Here is a 16,372-nt window from a genome sequence, read left to right as displayed (position 1 = left end):
CTCATAGCCGCAACAGCTAAGCGCCGCCGCGTGATCGCGTGGCCTGCCACGTCAACGGCATGGAAATCAACACCATCAGCGCACTCGCCAGCCACACACTGTGGCCGCCGAAATGACCGTACAACTGGCCACTGAGTACCGGTGACAACAGCGCACTGGCGCTCCAGCTCATAAAGAACAGGCCGAAGTACTGACCGCTTTTACCGCCTTGGGCAAAACGCATGGCCAGCACATTCAGCGGCGGCATGAAAAAGGCCTCGCCCAAGGTCCAGATCAGCGTCGACAGGCAGACGTAAAACAGCCCGGAGCCGAACGGCAACATACCGAGTCCGCAGGCCAGCAACACACTGCCGAGCAGCATTTGCCGGCGCATCCCCCAACGCTCGCCCCAGTGCGACAGCGGAATCTGCAGGGCGATCACCAACAACGCATTGAGCCCGAACTGCCAGCCGATCGCCTCGGTGCTCAAATGATAGTAATCACGCAGATAGTTGCCCAGCGTGCTGTAGACCGTGTCGAACGCGATGCCGAGCACAGCCGTCGCCGCCAGCAACCATAGAAACGGTTTGTCGCGATACGGCACACCCGAACCACCGGCGCCGACTATCGATGACTCTTCATTGATCAGCACCGGACGCTGCCACGTGGTACGAACAAACCAGAGCAGCGCCAACAACGTCATCGCCGCGCTACCGAAAAACACCCAGCGAAAATCGGTCTGCGCCAACACCCCGCCCGCCACACCGGCGGCGGCCATCCCAAGGTTGCGCGCAACCCGACTCAACGCCTGCGCACGCGAACGCTGCGCCACCTCGCAATACTCCATGATCAGCCGCTGATGCAGGGTGCGGATGGCCCCATCGATGGTTCCGCTAAGCAACAACAATGCAGCGAGCAACGGCACTTGCGTCACCAGTCCCAGCAGAATCAGCACCCACACCGAAACAAAGAACAGTACCGCCGTCAGCCGCGCCGTGCGCACATGATCACTGAGCCAGCCACCGAGCATCGACCCCAGCAGCAAACCCGCGCCGTACGCCGACAGCAACCAGCCAACCGTCTCGATCGCCAGCCCCAGTTCCTGACGCAGGTACAACGCCATGAACAGCTTGACCATGCTGCTCAAGCGATTGATGAACAACAGCGCCGCGAGCACCCAGGCCATCACGCCGAAATAGCCGTTCAGCCGTAGCAGGTGAGTCAGCCGACTCGTCATTCCATTGACCTCTCAAAGCGACTTGCGTGGAGCTGGAACACTAACGGCCAGCAGGCGGGTTGTCGCGTTCAAGAGCATCGAGACCACAAAAAACCGAGTCGTCCTACAGCCATTGCGCGCGATAAAACCGTGCCGAAGATCAAAAGCCCCTCACCCTAACCCTCCCCCGGAGGGAGAGGGGACTGACCGCAGTGATTGCGTGAGGTACGCCGACGTGAAATACCGAGTCGAGCTCAGATTCGAAACAGATCAAAAGCCCCTCACCCTAACCCTCTCCCGGAGGGAGAGGGGACTGACCGTGGTATTTGCGTGAGGTACGCCGACGTGAAATACCGAGTCGGGCTCAGATTCTGAAACAGATCAAAAGCCCCTCACCCTAGCCCTCTCCCGGAGGGAGAGGGGACTGACTGCAGTGTTTGGGAGAGCTACGCCGACATGCGATACCGCATCGAACTGAGGCTTTGAAAAACACACAAATCGGCCCCCTCTCCCTCGGGAGAGGGCTGGGGTGAGGGGCAAATCCAACACAAATCCAAAGCCGACCACGCCGTGCTCTTCACCACTCAATAGGCCGAGTGTCAGCTCGCCTGCTTTTGATCTTGATCTGTAGGGCGACGTCGGAAGGCTGAGTGGAGGGATTGATCCGGGCGTGGGAGCGCAGCGACCGTTTGGCGCAGCCAAACACAGCGGGAGTAGGTGCAGCGAAGCAAACCGGAGACGCTGCGCCCGGATCGATCCCGGAGCGAAGGAACCCCGAGCCCCAGCGAGCGGGCCGTACGTAGGAGCAAGCGTTTTTGGTTACTTTTTAGGCGTTTGTAAAAAGTGACCCGCCGTAAGGGCGGAACCCTAAGCCGCCATCACCCAAAAAACGGATATACCCCCAAAACCAAAGCAAAAAAAGCCCCCTAGGCATACACCTAGAGGGCTTCGGACAAACCAATTCAGAACTTAATGATGCTCACGCGTCGCACGGAATTTCACATCCGGCCAACGCTCTTCCATCAACGCCAGGTTAACCCGCGTCGGCGCAAGGTAAGTCAGGTGACCACCGCCATCGACCGCCAGGTTCTCCACAGCCTTGTTGGAAAACTCCTCAAGCTTCTTCTTGTCGCTGCATTCAATCCAGCGCGCGGAATACACAGTAATCGGCTCGTAAGAGCACTCAACCTTGTATTCCTCCTTCAAACGGCTGGCGACCACATCAAACTGCAGTACACCCACGGCGCCCAGAATGATGTCGTTGCTGCGCTCCGGGAAAAACACCTGCGTCGCGCCCTCTTCAGCCAGTTGCTGCAGACCCTGACGCAACTGCTTGGACTTCAGCGGATCACGCAGACGCACACGACGGAACAGCTCCGGTGCAAAGTGCGGAATACCGGTGAAACCGAGGGTTTCACCTTCACTGAAGGTATCGCCAATCTGGATCGTGCCGTGGTTGTGCAAACCAATGATGTCGCCGGCAAACGCTTCTTCAAGCTGTTCCCGCTCGGAGGAGAAGAACGTCAGGGCATCGCCGATGCGCACATCCTTGCCGGTGCGCACGTGGCGCATCTTCATGCCTTTCTCGTACTTGCCGGAGCAAATGCGCATGAAGGCGATACGGTCGCGGTGTTTCGGGTCCATGTTCGCCTGGATCTTGAAGATGAAGCCCGAGAACTTCTCTTCCACCGGCTCAACGGTACGCTCGTTAGCGACACGGGCCAGCGGACGCGGCGCCCAATCAACAACGGCGTCAAGTACGTGGTCAACACCGAAGTTGCCCAGTGCCGTACCGAAGAACACCGGGGTCAGTTGACCGTCGAGGAATTCCTGCTGGTTGAATTCGTGGCAGGCGCCTTGAACCAGTTCCAGCTGTTCGATGAAGCGGTCGTACTCGTCGCCCAGATGCGCGCGGGCTTCGTCGGAGTCGAGCTTCTCGATGATCTTGGTTTCGGTGCGTTCGTGACCGTGACCGGCGGTGTAGACAATGATGTAGTCGTCAGCCAGGTGGTACACGCCCTTGAAGTCACGGTAGCAACCGATCGGCCAGGTGATCGGCGCAGCCTTGATCTTGAGAACGGCTTCGATCTCGTCGAGCAGTTCGATAGGGTCGCGGATGTCACGGTCGAGTTTGTTGATGAAGCTGACGATCGGCGTGTCACGCAGACGGCAGACGTCCATCAGCGCAATGGTCCGTGGCTCGACACCTTTACCGCCGTCGAGAACCATCAATGCCGAGTCCACCGCCGTAAGGGTGCGGTAGGTATCTTCGGAGAAGTCTTCGTGGCCCGGGGTGTCGAGCAGGTTGATCATGTGTTCGCGATACGGGAACTGCATGACCGACGTGGTAATGGAAATACCCCGTTGTTTCTCCATCTCCATCCAGTCGGATGTCGCATGGCGATCGGATTTACGGGATTTCACCGTACCGGCCACTGCAATCGCCTTGCCCATCAACAGGAGCTTTTCGGTGATCGTGGTTTTACCGGCATCGGGGTGGGAAATAATGGCGAAAGTGCGGCGTTTCGCGACTTCGGCGGCCTGGTTGGTCATGGGAAATCGCCTGGCGGTGATTCAAAAAAGGGCCGCGATTATAGCCCAACTCGATGCAATAACCGAACCGTTGAGCACATTAAGGGTGGCCAAATGCTGCCGCAGATGGGAACCTTTTAAAGCACGGAGACGTCCATCCCCTGTTACGAATTTTCGTCAGGGGCTGAAAAATCAGCAAGTTAGCCTGACGAGGCTGCGCTCATGGCTCGCTTTCAGACCGCTTTATCGGCTTTGAAAAACGGCTACTTTTCGCGAACGACTCTCCCGGCAGCCATGTATGGCATGCCACACGGGACTGCGCTCGCCGACTACAAAAAAAGGAGTCCGCCTGTGGCTATCCGCTATGGCAAAGGGCTGATGGGAGGTGCGGTGGTGATCGCGCTCCTGGCCCTGCTGGTCCACTGGATCGGCATCAACACGATCGAACGCTACCGCGACGATTTGTTGTTTTACCTGCAAGCTCATCTGATTCTCGTCCTCGCTTCAATGCTGGCCGCCCTTGTCGTGGGCATCCCCGCCGGCATCTTCCTCAGTCGTCCGACCATGGTCGGTCGCGCTGAACGCTTCATGCAAATCTTCAATATCGGCAACACCGTGCCACCGCTGGCCGTGCTTGCGATTGCCCTGGGCGTCCTCGGCATCGGCAGTGGCCCGGCGATCTTCGCTTTGTTCCTCGCTTCCTTGTTGCCGATTGTGCGCAACACCTACGAAGGCCTGAAAAATGTGCAGGGTTCGCTGAAAGAAGCGGCCGTCGGCATCGGCATGACCCCGCGCCAGGTGCTGTGGAAAGTCGAATTGCCCAACGCCGTGCCGATCATCGTCGGTGGTGTGCGCGTGGCGCTGGCAATCAACGTCGGCACCGCGCCGCTGGCGTTCCTGATCGGCGCCAACAGCCTCGGCAGCCTGATTTTCCCTGGCATCGCCCTGAACAATCAGCCGCAACTGCTGCTCGGCGCCGCGTGCACCGCGCTGCTGGCCTTGCTGCTCGATGGCGTCGTCACCCTCGCCAGCCGTCTCTGGCTGGAACGCGGTTTGCGCCCGTCTTAAGGCTTTTGCGAAGGAATACCTATGAAACGATTTAGTTTGATTCTGGGCTGCATCCTGCTGTTCGCAGGTGTCGCCCAAGCCGCTGAAAAACCGGTTATCCGCCTCGGCGCCCGAGTCTTCACTGAGCAAACCCTGCTCGCCGAAATCACCGCGCAATACCTGCGCAGCAAAGGTTACGACGCGCAGATTACCGGCGGTCTGGGCAGCAACCTCGCCCGCAGCGCCCACGAAAGCGGGCAGCTGGACATGCTCTGGGAATACACCGGCGTGTCGCTGGTGGCCTACAACCATGTCACTGAAAAACTCGACAGCGCCCAGTCCTACGCCCGGGTGAAAGAACTCGACGCGAAAAAAGGCCTGGTCTGGCTGACCCCGTCGAAATTCAGCAATACCTACGCCCTCGCGCTGCCAAAGAAAGTCGCCGAGGAATATCCGCAGATCAACAACATCAGCCAGTTGAACGAAGTGCTGCGTGCCGAGGCCAAGACCAATCACTTGGTGGCGTTGGACACCGAGTTTGCCAACCGCTCCGACGGTCTGATCGGCATGGTCGATCTCTACGGCATGAACCTGACCCGCAAAAATATCCGCCAGATGGATGCCGGGCTGGTTTACACGGCATTGCGCAACGGTCAGGTGTTTGCCGGTCTGGTCTACACCACCGACGGTCGCCTCAACGCCTTCGGCCTGAAACTGCTGGAAGACGACAAGCATTACTTCCCCGACTACACCGCCGCGCCGGTGGTGCGTCAGGCCTACCTCGACGCCCATCCGCAACTGGCCGAGCAACTCAAGCCATTGGCCGAACTGTTCGATGACGAAACCATGCGCCAGCTCAACGCACGGGTCGACGTCGATCACGAAAGCCCATCGAAAGTGGCCGCCGATTTTCTGCGCCAGCACCCACTTGATTAAGGAGGAAAAGTCATGGAATTTCTGAACGCCTTTTCCCACCTCGACTGGCAGCAGGTGATGCACCTGACCTGGCAGCACATCACCCTGGTCGGCATCGCCGTGACCCTGGCGATTGTCGTTGGCGTGCCGCTGGGCATTCTGATGACCCGCTTTCCGACCCTTGCCGGGCCGTTGCAGGCCAGCGCCACGGTGCTGCTGACCGTGCCGTCGATCGCCCTGTTCGGCCTGCTGTTGCCGTTCTACTCCAAGTTCGGCCAGGGCCTCGGGCCGATGCCGGCGATCACCGCCGTGTTCCTTTATTCACTGCTGCCGATCATGCGCAATACCTACCTCGCCCTCACCGGCGTAGAGCCCGGCATCCGTGAAGCCGCTCGCGGCATCGGCATGACCTTCGGCCAGCGCCTGCGCATGGTCGAGTTGCCGATTGCGGTGCCGGTGATCCTCGCCGGTGTGCGCACCGCCGTGGTGATGAACATCGGCGTGATGACCATCGCCGCGACCATCGGCGCCGGCGGCCTCGGTGTGTTGATCCTCGCTTCCATCAGCCGCAGTGACATGTCGATGCTCATCGTCGGCGCACTGCTGGTCAGTCTTCTGGCCATTTTCGCTGACCTGTTTCTCCAATGGCTGCAACGCTCGTTGACTCCAAAAGGACTGCTCAAATGATCGAACTTCAAAACCTCAGCAAAACTTTCCAAAGCAACGGCAAAGACGTCAAAGCCGTGGACTCGGTAAGCCTGACCGTCAATGAAGGCGAAATCTGTGTGTTCCTCGGGCCATCGGGCTGCGGCAAAAGCACCACGCTGAAGATGATCAATCGCCTGATCAAACCGACTTCGGGCAAGATCCTGATCAACGGCGAAGACACCACCGATCTCGACGAAGTGACCCTGCGCCGCAACATTGGCTACGTGATCCAGCAGATCGGTCTGTTCCCCAACATGACCATCGAAGAAAACATTGTCGTCGTGCCGAAACTGCTCGGCTGGGACAAACAGAAATGCCACGACCGTGCTCGCGAATTGATGAGCATGATCAAGCTGGAGCCCAAGCAATATCTGCATCGTTATCCGCGTGAACTGTCCGGTGGTCAGCAACAACGCATCGGCGTGATCCGCGCACTGGCGGCGGATGCGCCGCTGCTGTTGATGGACGAGCCGTTCGGCGCGGTCGACCCGATCAACCGCGAGATGATCCAGAACGAGTTCTTCGAGATGCAGCGCGCGCTGAACAAGACCGTGATCATGGTCAGCCACGACATCGACGAAGCGATCAAACTCGGCGACAAGATCGCCATCTTCCGCGCCGGCAAACTGCTGCAGATCGATCACCCGGACACGCTGCTGGCGCATCCGGCGGACGATTTTGTCAGCAACTTCGTCGGCCAGGACAGCACGCTCAAGCGCCTGCTGTTGGTGAAGGCTGAAGATGCGGCGGACAACGCGCCATCGGTGAGCCCGGAAACCCCGGTGGCCGATGCGCTGGAATTGATGGATGAGCATGACCGTCGCTACGTTGTGGTCACCTGTGCCGAGAACAAGGCGCTGGGGTATGTGCGTCGTCGCGATCTGCATCGCCAGACCGGCACGTGCGCGCAGTTCCTGCGTGAGTTCAATGCCACAGCGGCGTACGACGAGCATTTGCGCATCCTGCTGTCGCGGATGTACGAGTTCAACCGTTCGTGGCTGCCGGTGATGGATGCCGAGCGGGTGTTCCTTGGCGAGGTGACGCAGGAGTCGATCGCGGCTTATCTGAGTTCGGGTCGTTCGCGCGGGATGAAGACCAGCATCGTCTCGCCGGCTGAGGCCGTAGTCGCATAAAACACGAAACCTGTGGGAGCGAGCCTGCTCGCGAAAGCGCAATATCAGTCAACAATGATGTTGGCTGTGAAAATGCCTTCGCGAGCAGGCTCGCTCCCACAGGATCTGCGTGATTTTTTCTTCATTCGCCTAGCGGAAAAGAATCTCAACACCTGCGGATCGAACAGCATGTATGAGACAACCCGCGAAACAACCAAAATCCCCCTCACCCTCTCCCCTCGCGGCCAACGTCGCCGATATTGCCGCCATCACACTTACCCACGACTTCGCCGACAAAATCCACGAACGTGCAGGTATTTTTAACACTGGAAAATTCCCGGGGAACATCTGCCCGTCATCTCGGTCGGCTACAAAGAGTGATGAACGCGACGTACGTCAGAAGCGTGCAAAAACGCGACATTTTTAGTTGATCTCACGCCCCTCACGCCCTAAAGTTCGCGCCGAACGTCCATGCTGGAAACGATCCATCCGGCTCAAGTACTGACGACGAGACAGCAAGGCCAAGGGTAAAACCACCCGTGGCCTTTTTGCTTTCGGCGACATGCCTTGGGAAGTAGGCGAACCAAAGTGGGGATACGGAGGGCGTTCATTTGCACCCATTGTTTAACTTAGTTTGCCAGTAGGAGTTCCCAGCATGTCGATCCAGGTCGAAGACTATTTCGCGCGCGCTACATTCGACAAAATGAAGGCGTTCGCCGACAAACAGGAAACCCCGTTCGTGGTGATCGACACCGCGATGATCGCCCAGGCCTACGATGACCTGCGCGCCGGTTTCGAATTCGCCAAGGTCTACTACGCGGTCAAGGCCAACCCGGCCGTCGAGATCATCGACCTGCTCAAAGAAAAAGGTTCGAGCTTCGACATCGCCTCGATCTACGAGCTGGACAAGGTGATGGATCGTGGCGTCAGCCCGGACCGTATCAGCTACGGCAACACCATCAAGAAATCCAAGGACATCCGCTACTTCTACGAGAAGGGCGTGCGTCTGTTCTCCACCGACTCCGAAGCTGACCTGCGCAACATCGCCAAGGCGGCCCCGGGTTCGAAAGTCTATGTGCGCATCCTCACCGAAGGCTCGACCACGGCTGACTGGCCACTGTCGCGCAAATTCGGCTGCCAGACCGACATGGCCATGGACCTGCTGATCCTCGCTCGCGACCTCGGCCTGGTGCCTTACGGCATCTCCTTCCACGTCGGCTCGCAGCAACGCGATATCAGCGTTTGGGACGCGGCGATTGCCAAGGTCAAAGTGATCTTCGAACGCCTGAAAGAAGAAGACGGCATCCACCTGAAGCTGATCAACATGGGCGGTGGCTTCCCGGCCAACTACATCACCCGCACCAACAGCCTGGAAACCTACGCCGAAGAAATCATCCGCTTCCTCAAGGAAGACTTCGGTGATGACCTGCCGGAAATCATTCTCGAGCCGGGCCGCTCGTTGATTGCCAACGCCGGTATTCTGGTCAGCGAAGTGGTACTGGTTGCACGCAAGTCGCGCACCGCCGTCGAGCGTTGGGTGTATACCGATGTGGGCAAGTTCTCCGGCCTGATCGAAACCATGGACGAAGCGATCAAGTTCCCGATCTGGACCGAGAAAAAAGGCGAGATGGAAGAAGTGGTCATCGCCGGCCCGACTTGCGACAGCGCCGACATCATGTACGAGAACTACAAGTACGGTCTGCCGTTGAACCTGGCGATCGGTGATCGTCTGTACTGGCTGTCGACCGGTGCGTACACCACCAGTTACAGCGCGGTTGAGTTCAATGGCTTCCCGCCGTTGAAGTCGTTTTACGTGTAAGCGCTGAAGCCGTAATGCAAAAAGCCCATGACGTGTCATGGGCTTTTTTGTGTCTGTGCGTTCGGCTTGAAGTTTTGCCGGGTACTTGAGACCGAGGCCCCTCACCCCAGCCCTCTCCCGAGGGAGAGGGAGCCGATGTGTAAGCTTTTCAAAATTGAGTTCGACTGGATATCTCAGGTCGATGTATAGCGCCAGAACGACGCGGTCAGTCCCCTCTCCCCCTGGGAGAGGGTTAGGGTGAGGGCTTTGCGAATTCAGACGCGCTGCAAGTCTGTGCATCGAAGCGCGAACTGAGCAGCCATCCCCTGAATCCTGGGATCTGTCGCACCTGACAACGTCTGACTCGCCACCCGCAGAAAATTCAGATTGCCGCCGGCCAAAGCTTTCTCAAGCCAATCGACCGCCTCATCAATCCGCCCCTCATCCGCTAAAACTGCAGCGAAACTGAACTGCCCACGAAAATCCCCACCCTCAGCCGAGCGCCGATACCACTCACGCGCCGCAACTGGATCCGCCGGGCACACCAGCCCTTCTTCCAGATACCGCCCCAGCAGATTCATCGATTTCGCATGGCCCAGTTCAGCCGCGCGGCGATACAGCGCCAGTGCCTGCAGATGATCCACCTCCACTCCCCGCCCGGTCGCCAGCAGATTGGCGAGGTTGTACATCGCCCAATCCAGTCCGGCATTCGCTGCGATCCGATAATGCTGCGCAGCAACCGACGCATCCGCCGCAATGCCCCAACCATGCTCATGACAACGCCCGAGCATGTTGCGCGCCATCAGGTGCCCACGCCCGGCAGCGATGCCGAACCAGCGCAGCGCCAGCGTTTGATCCTGGGCGATGCCTAGGCCGTCGAGCAGGATTTGCCCAAGCAACGCCTGCGCCTCTACTTCGCCCTCACCCGCCGCGAGCAAAATCGCCTGCGCAGCACGGGCCGGGCTTTCGCCGAGCATGACGCTGAGTTGTTCGCCGCTGAGGATTTCCTCGCGGCGCAGCAGGAAACTCATACCTCGACCCAGCGACGGAGCAAGTTGTGATACGTGCCGGTGAGGCGAATCAGTGACGGGTGATCAGGCAGGTCTTGACTCAGTTGCTGAATCGCCCCGTCCATCTCGAACAACAGCGCGCGCTGGCTATCTTCACGCACCAGACTTTGTGTCCAGAAGAACGACGCATAACGCGCGCCACGCGTGACCGCGTTGACCTTATGCAGGCTGGTGCCGGGGTACAAAACCATGTCGCCGGCCGGCAACTTCACCCGTTGCGTGCCGAAGGTGTCCTGGATCTCCAGCTCGCCGCCGTCGTAATCCTCAGGCTCGCTGAAGAACAGCGTGGCCGACAGATCGGTGCGCACCCGTTCGATGCTGCCCTTGGGCTGGCGCACGGCGTTGTCGATGTGGAAATCGAAACTGCCACCGGCCGTGTAACAGTTCACTAACGGCGGGAAGACTTTGTGCGGCAACGCGGCGGACATGAACAGTGGGTTTTTCCACAAACGTTCCAGCATCGCTGCGCCGATCTCTTTGGCCAGCGGATGGCCTTCGGGCAGCTGCAAATTGTGCTTCGCCTTGGCCGACTGAAAGCCGGCGGTGATCTTGCCATCGGCCCAATCGGCCTGCTCTAGCGCCTCACGAATGCGCTGCACTTCGTCTTTTGCGAACAGTCCGGGGATGTGCAGCAGCATGGCGATGTCACCTGATGGCAAAGAGGCGGCAATGGTATTGATTCTTATTGACTGTGTAAAACCCGAGAGACGAATGAACTGGCAAAAACCGTAAGGTTAAATTGTAAAGAATGTAAATTCAGTGCGAATAACAATGTTTCGCAATTGATACGAATAACTGTTTACCCTATATTCCGCGGCCTCAAATCCTTGGGGAGGGGAATAAAAATGGCACGTCAACACGCACAATTACCGGTCAGTTCACCACGTCTGCTCGCCTCTGCAATCGGTGTGGCAATCACCGCCGGTTCCGCTGGCCAGATGGTGTTCGCCGCTGAAAAAACCGACAGCAAAGCCTCCGGCAATGCCATCGCCCTGGACGCCACCGCCATCACCGGCGAAGCCCAGGATTCGACGTCCTATCAGGTCGAAAAAGCCTCCTCGCCCAAGTACACCGCGCCGCTGGTCGACACGCCGCGCTCGGTCACCGTTATTCCGCAACAAGTACTCAAAGACACCGGCGCCCTGAACATGCAGGACGCGCTGCGCACCGTGCCGGGCATTACCTTCGGCGCCGGTGAAGGCGGCAACCCACAGGGCGACCGTCCGTTCATTCGTGGTTTCGACGCCCAGGGCGACACCTACCTCGACGGCGTGCGCGACACCGGTTCGCAAAGCCGCGAAATCTTCGCCGTGGAAAACATTGAAGTCAGCAAGGGCCCGAACTCCGCCATCGGTGGTCGCGGCGCAGCGGGCGGCAGCATCAACCTGGTGAGCAAGAAAGCGCACTTGGGCAACTCGTTCGACGGTGGTTACACTTGGGGTTCCGACCAGACCCAGCGCTACACCCTCGACGGCAACTACCAGTTCAGCGACACCGCCGCCGGCCGTCTGAACCTGATGAGCCACGAGAGCAATGTCGCCGGTCGCGACAAAGTCGATTACGACCGCTGGGGTATCGCCCCGTCCCTGGCGTTTGGCCTGGGCACCGACACCCGCGTCAACCTCGATTACTACCACCTCGAAAGCAACGACACCCCGGACTCGGGCGTGCCGTACACCATTCCGGCCGGCGGTTCGGCTGCACGCACCAAGTCCAATCCGGACAAGCCTTACGCTGGCGGTGACCACAGCAATTTCTACGGTCTGGATCGTGACTTCCGCAAGGGCCGCACCGACACCGCGACCTTCGCCATCGAACACGACCTGAGCGACTCGCTGACGATCAAGAACACCCTGCGTCACGGCACCAGCATGCAGGATTACATCCTCACCCAGCCGGACGACAGCAAGGGCAACGTCAACAACGGCACGGTCTGGCGTCGTGCCAACACTCGGGTGAGCAACACCGAGACCACCACCAACCAGACTGACCTGTTCGGCAATTTCTACGTCGCCGGCTTCAAGAACAGCTTCTCCACCGGCGTCGAATACACCCGTGAGGAAAGCCAGAAGTCTTCGTACAACGTAAACACCGACACCACGCCGCGCACCAGCGCAGTGACCACTAACTGCAACCCGGGCCTGATCGGCGCCGCCAGTGGCTACAACTGCACCTCGCTGTCGAACCCGAACCCGAACGATCCGTGGAACGGCGCGATCTCGCGCAACTACGCCGGCACCGACACCCAGGCCAACACCTACGCGCTGTACGTGTTCGATACGCTGGAGCTGAACGAGCAGTGGCTGGTGAACATGGGCCTGCGTTACGACCACTTCGACACCGACTACAAGACCTACAACGCCGCTGGCACCACCACTTCCAAGGGCGATGACACCAGCGAGTTCGTCACCGGTCAGTTCGGCGTCGTCTACAAGCCTGCGGAAAACGGCAGCATCTACGCCTCCTACGCCACCTCGGCCACGCCACCGGGCAACACCTTGGGCGAAGGTCAGGAAGGCAACCCGTTGGGCGGCACCCCGGATCGCAGCGGCAACCTGCTGAGCAGCGACATGGAGCCGGAAACCACCAAGAACTATGAAATCGGCACCAAGTGGGATCTGCTCAACGATCGCCTGTCGCTGACCGCTGACATCTTCCGCACCGAGAAAGAAAACGCTCGTGTGCAAGTCGACACCACGTCGTACGAAAACGCCGGCAAGACCCGCGTGCAAGGTTTCGAACTGTCCGCCAGCGGCAAGATCACTGACAAGTGGCAAGTGTTCGCCGGTTACGCCTTCATGGACAGCGAACAAGTCGACGGCGGCCCGCTGGGCAAGGCCAACGACGGCAACGAACTGCCTAACACGCCAAAAAACAGCGCCAGCCTGTGGACCACTTACCAGGTCACGCCGAAGCTGACCATCGGTGGCGGCGCGTTCTACGTCGACGACGTGTACGGCAGCGTGGCCAATACCACCATGGTTGACTCGTATGTTCGCTACGACGCGATGGCTGCGTACAAACTGACCAAGAACGTCGACCTGCAACTCAACGTGCAGAACCTGACCAACGAAACCTACTACGACAAAGCCTTCTCGACCCACTTCGCCAACCAGGCGGCGGGCCGTACGGCACTGTTGAGCACCAACTTCCACTTCTGACCGATGTGGAAACCTGTGGGAGCGAGCTTGCTCGCGAAAGCGCTGGGTCAGTCAAGTAGAGGCTGACTGACACGACGCCTTCGCGAGCAGGCTCGCTCCCACAAGGTATGCGCCGCAAGGCTTGGCCCCGTTCATTCCATTGAACGGGGCTTTTGTGCGTAATAAAGAACGCTTCTCGATAACCCACGGCATAATGCGCGCCGTGAAGACAATTTCCGAATGGACGGCGAGTGACGTGTTGAAGAAAACCCTGTTCCAGTTGCACTGGTTTTTTGGCATCACCGCAGGCCTGGTGCTGGCGTTGATGGGCATCACCGGCGCGGCCTATTCATTTCAGGACGAAATCCTGCGGGCGCTGAATCCCTCCGTCCTGCAGGTGGAAAAACAAGTCGCCGGTGTCTTGCCGCCCGTCGAACTGGTCGAGCGTATCGAAGCCACATCCGGCAAAAAAGTCTCGATGCTCTGGGTCGAAACCGACAGCGGCAACGCGGCGAAAGTGTTCTTCACCCCGCCCAAGGGTGAACGTCGCGGCGAGATGCGCTACTTCGACCCGTACACCGCCGAGTTCATGGGCGACGCGGTCGGCCAGGATTTCTTCGGCCTGATGCTGCAACTGCACCGTTTCCTCGCCATGGGCGATACCGGGCGCAACATCACTGGCGCCTGCACGCTGATCCTGCTGTTTTTCTGCCTCTCTGGTTTGTATCTGCGCTGGCCACGGCAGTGGCACAGCTGGCGCGTGTGGCTGACGCTGGACTGGAAGAAAAAGGGCCGCGCCTTCAACTGGGACCTGCATTCGGTAGCCGGTACATGGTGCTTGTTGGTGTATCTGCTGCTGGCTCTGACCGGGTTGTCGTGGTCATACGAGTGGTACAACAAAGGCCTGACCCGACTGCTTTCCGACTCGCCACAAAACGAGCGCGTGCGCGGTGGTCGCGGCCCGGCGCCGGAAGGCCCGGCACCGATCGCCGATTACGCAGCGATGTGGAGCAGCGTTTACAGCGCTGCCGGCCCGGGTCTGGCGGCGTACAACATCCGTATGCCGGCCGTCGCTGGCCAACCGGCGACCGTGTTCTACCTGCTCGACAGCTCGCCGCATGATCGCGCGCTGAACCAGATCACCCTCGACCCGGCCACCGGCATCGTCAAACGTGTCGACCGTTACGCCGACAAGAGCTTCAAGGCGCAACTGCTGACCAGCATTTATGCGCTGCACGTCGGCAGCTATTTCGGTCTGGTCGGGCGGATCATCATCACCCTCGCAGCGGTGTGCATGCCGCTGTTTTTCATCACCGGCTGGCTGCTGTACCTCGACCGTCGGCGCAAGAAAAAGCAGATCAAGGATGCCCGCCAAGGCCTCGCTCAACCGGGCGGCGATGCGTCGGCATGGCTGATCGGTTTCGCCAGCCAGAGCGGTTTCGCCGAGCAACTGGCGTGGCAGACCGCCGGCCAATTACAGGCTGCCGGACTGCCGGTGAAAGTGCAGCCGCTGGCGAATGTCAGCGAACAGGATCTGCGTGAATCGAACAACGCACTGTTTGTGGTGAGCACGTTCGGCGACGGCGAAGCGCCGGACAGCGCGCGCGGATTCGAGCGCAAAGTGTTGAGCAAGGCGGCAACCCTCGACAGCCTGAATTACTCGGTGCTCGGTCTCGGCGATCGTCAATATCAGCACTTCTGTGGTTTCGCCAAACGCCTGCATCAGTGGCTGAGCGAACACGGCGGCAAGACCCTGTTCGCGCCAGTGGAAGTCGACAGCGGCGATCCGTATGCCCTGCGCCATTGGCAAACCCAACTTGGCCTGCTCACCGGGCAAGCGCCCGTCGATACCTGGCAAGCACCGAGTTACGACAACTGGACGCTGGTACGCCGCGAACTGATGAACCCGGACAGCAGCGGTGCGCCGGTTTACTTGTTGGGCCTGAGCGCACCGAACACCAGCAGTTGGCTGGCCGGTGATCTGGTCGAAGTGCTGCCGCGTAACTGCCCGTGGGCCATCGAACACTTCCTCGACGGCCTCGGCATTCGCGGTGAAACCACCGTGAAAATCAACGGCCTCGACGAGCCGCTGGAAGTCGCGCTGGCCTCGCGGCAATTGCCCGAGCACCGTGCACATCTGGTCGGTCTGCATGCGCAATCACTGGTCGACGCGATGGTGCCGCTGGCCATGCGCGAATACTCGATCGCCTCGATTGCCGCCGACGGCGTGCTGGAGTTGATCGTGCGCCAGGAAAAGCATGCCGACGGCACCTTGGGCATCGGCTCTGGCTGGCTGACCGAGCATGCGCCGGTGGGCGGCAGCATCAGCCTGCGGGTGCGGCGCAACAGTGGTTTCCATCTGCCGAACGAACCGCTGCCGATGATTCTACTGGGCAACGGTACGGGTCTGGCCGGGTTGCGCAGCTTGCTCAAGGCGCGGATTGCCGATGGTCAGCAGCGCCAGTGGCTGCTGTTTGGCGAGCGCAATCGTGAGCACGATTTCCTCTGCCGCGCGGAGCTGGAAGAGTGGTTGATCAATGGTGATCTGGAACGGCTGGATCTGGCGTTTTCGCGGGATCAGGCTGATAAGGTTTATGTGCAGGATCGTTTGCGTGAGTCAGCTGAGGAGTTGAAGAAGTGGCTGGCGGACGGGGCGGTTATTTATATCTGTGGCAGCTTGCAAGGGATGGCCTCAGGTGTTGATCAGGCGCTCAATGACATCCTCGGCAGCGCCGAAGTCGAACGCCTGATCGAACAGGGCCGCTATCGCCGCGACGTCTATTAAAAGCCCCTCACCCTAACCCTCTCCCGGAGGGAGAGGGGACTGATTGGGGGAGATTCACGCAATACGCCGA

11 protein-coding genes are annotated in these 16,372 nt (G+C 59.5%); 7 read left to right on the top strand and 4 right to left on the bottom strand.

The window, feature by feature from the left end:
- Nucleotides 1-16: 16 nt before the first annotated feature.
- Entirely contained in the window at nt 17-1,216 is a 1,200-nt protein-coding gene (locus HU754_RS05490; RefSeq protein WP_186623096.1) for an MFS transporter, read from the bottom strand.
- Between the two features lie 948 nt (nt 1,217-2,164).
- Entirely contained in the window at nt 2,165-3,748 is a 1,584-nt protein-coding gene (locus HU754_RS05485; protein ID WP_095049730.1) for a peptide chain release factor 3, read from the bottom strand.
- Nucleotides 3,749-4,105: 357 nt separating this feature from the next.
- Between HU754_RS05485 and HU754_RS05480 the strand changes: the two genes are divergently transcribed.
- From HU754_RS05480 to HU754_RS05460, 5 genes are all read left to right on the top strand, one after another.
- The gene (locus HU754_RS05480; protein ID WP_186623131.1) at nt 4,106-4,795 is read left to right on the top strand and encodes an ABC transporter permease; all 690 of its coding nucleotides are present in this window, start codon (nt 4,106-4,108) and stop codon (nt 4,793-4,795) included.
- Between the two features lie 21 nt (nt 4,796-4,816).
- Nucleotides 4,817-5,710: a glycine betaine ABC transporter substrate-binding protein gene (locus tag HU754_RS05475; RefSeq protein WP_186623094.1), complete on the top strand. Its 894-nt coding sequence runs from the start codon at nt 4,817-4,819 to the stop codon at nt 5,708-5,710.
- 12 nt (nt 5,711-5,722) lie between these two features.
- Nucleotides 5,723-6,376 carry an ABC transporter permease gene (locus HU754_RS05470; protein ID WP_007915307.1) on the top strand — a complete coding sequence of 218 codons (654 nt, stop codon included), beginning with the start codon at nt 5,723-5,725 and terminating at the stop codon, nt 6,374-6,376.
- Nucleotides 6,373-7,530 carry an osmoprotectant ABC transporter ATP-binding protein OsmV gene (locus HU754_RS05465; protein WP_034154441.1) on the top strand — a complete coding sequence of 386 codons (1,158 nt, stop codon included), beginning with the start codon at nt 6,373-6,375 and terminating at the stop codon, nt 7,528-7,530. The genes HU754_RS05470 and HU754_RS05465 overlap by 4 nt, the downstream gene beginning before the upstream one ends.
- 634 nt (nt 7,531-8,164) lie before the next feature.
- On the top strand, nt 8,165-9,328 hold the full coding sequence (locus HU754_RS05460; protein ID WP_007915304.1) for a type III PLP-dependent enzyme: 1,164 nt from the start codon (nt 8,165-8,167) through the stop codon (nt 9,326-9,328).
- 254 nt (nt 9,329-9,582) lie between these two features.
- Here HU754_RS05460 and HU754_RS05455 read toward each other — a convergent pair whose 3' ends face one another.
- Both HU754_RS05455 and HU754_RS05450 read right to left on the bottom strand, forming a co-directional pair.
- Entirely contained in the window at nt 9,583-10,338 is a 756-nt protein-coding gene (locus tag HU754_RS05455; RefSeq protein WP_186623093.1) for a tetratricopeptide repeat protein, read from the bottom strand.
- Nucleotides 10,335-11,015, bottom strand: a complete 681-nt coding sequence (locus tag HU754_RS05450; RefSeq protein WP_093435829.1) for a Fe2+-dependent dioxygenase — start codon at nt 11,013-11,015, stop codon at nt 10,335-10,337. The genes HU754_RS05455 and HU754_RS05450 overlap by 4 nt, the downstream gene beginning before the upstream one ends.
- Before the next feature lie 207 nt (nt 11,016-11,222).
- Between HU754_RS05450 and HU754_RS05445 the strand changes: the two genes are divergently transcribed.
- Nucleotides 11,223-13,538, top strand: coding sequence for a TonB-dependent receptor (locus HU754_RS05445; RefSeq protein ID WP_186623091.1), 2,316 nt, complete (start codon nt 11,223-11,225; stop codon nt 13,536-13,538).
- 235 nt (nt 13,539-13,773) lie between these two features.
- Nucleotides 13,774-16,302, top strand: coding sequence for a PepSY domain-containing protein (locus HU754_RS05440; RefSeq protein ID WP_186623129.1), 2,529 nt, complete (start codon nt 13,774-13,776; stop codon nt 16,300-16,302).
- Nucleotides 16,303-16,372: the final 70 nt, after the last annotated feature.

The organism is Pseudomonas zeae (genome assembly GCF_014268485.2).
Classification (GTDB): domain Bacteria; phylum Pseudomonadota; class Gammaproteobacteria; order Pseudomonadales; family Pseudomonadaceae; genus Aquipseudomonas; species Aquipseudomonas neuropathica.
Note: the sequence above shows the minus strand (reverse complement) of the source record. Positions and strands in the feature narration are given on the sequence as shown.

Excerpts from the sequence above, each read along its gene's own strand:
- HU754_RS05490 (WP_186623096.1), bottom strand. The coding sequence starts at position 1,216 with ATGACGAGTCGGCTGACTCACCTGCTACGGCTGAACGGCTATTTCGGC.
- HU754_RS05485 (WP_095049730.1), bottom strand. The coding sequence starts at position 3,748 with ATGACCAACCAGGCCGCCGAAGTCGCGAAACGCCGCACTTTCGCCATT.
- HU754_RS05480 (WP_186623131.1), top strand. The coding sequence starts at position 4,106 with ATGGGAGGTGCGGTGGTGATCGCGCTCCTGGCCCTGCTGGTCCACTGG.
- HU754_RS05475 (WP_186623094.1), top strand. The coding sequence starts at position 4,817 with ATGAAACGATTTAGTTTGATTCTGGGCTGCATCCTGCTGTTCGCAGGT.
- HU754_RS05470 (WP_007915307.1), top strand. The coding sequence starts at position 5,723 with ATGGAATTTCTGAACGCCTTTTCCCACCTCGACTGGCAGCAGGTGATG.
- HU754_RS05465 (WP_034154441.1), top strand. The coding sequence starts at position 6,373 with ATGATCGAACTTCAAAACCTCAGCAAAACTTTCCAAAGCAACGGCAAA.
- HU754_RS05460 (WP_007915304.1), top strand. The coding sequence starts at position 8,165 with ATGTCGATCCAGGTCGAAGACTATTTCGCGCGCGCTACATTCGACAAA.
- HU754_RS05455 (WP_186623093.1), bottom strand. The coding sequence starts at position 10,338 with ATGAGTTTCCTGCTGCGCCGCGAGGAAATCCTCAGCGGCGAACAACTC.
- HU754_RS05450 (WP_093435829.1), bottom strand. The coding sequence starts at position 11,015 with ATGCTGCTGCACATCCCCGGACTGTTCGCAAAAGACGAAGTGCAGCGC.
- HU754_RS05445 (WP_186623091.1), top strand. The coding sequence starts at position 11,223 with ATGGCACGTCAACACGCACAATTACCGGTCAGTTCACCACGTCTGCTC.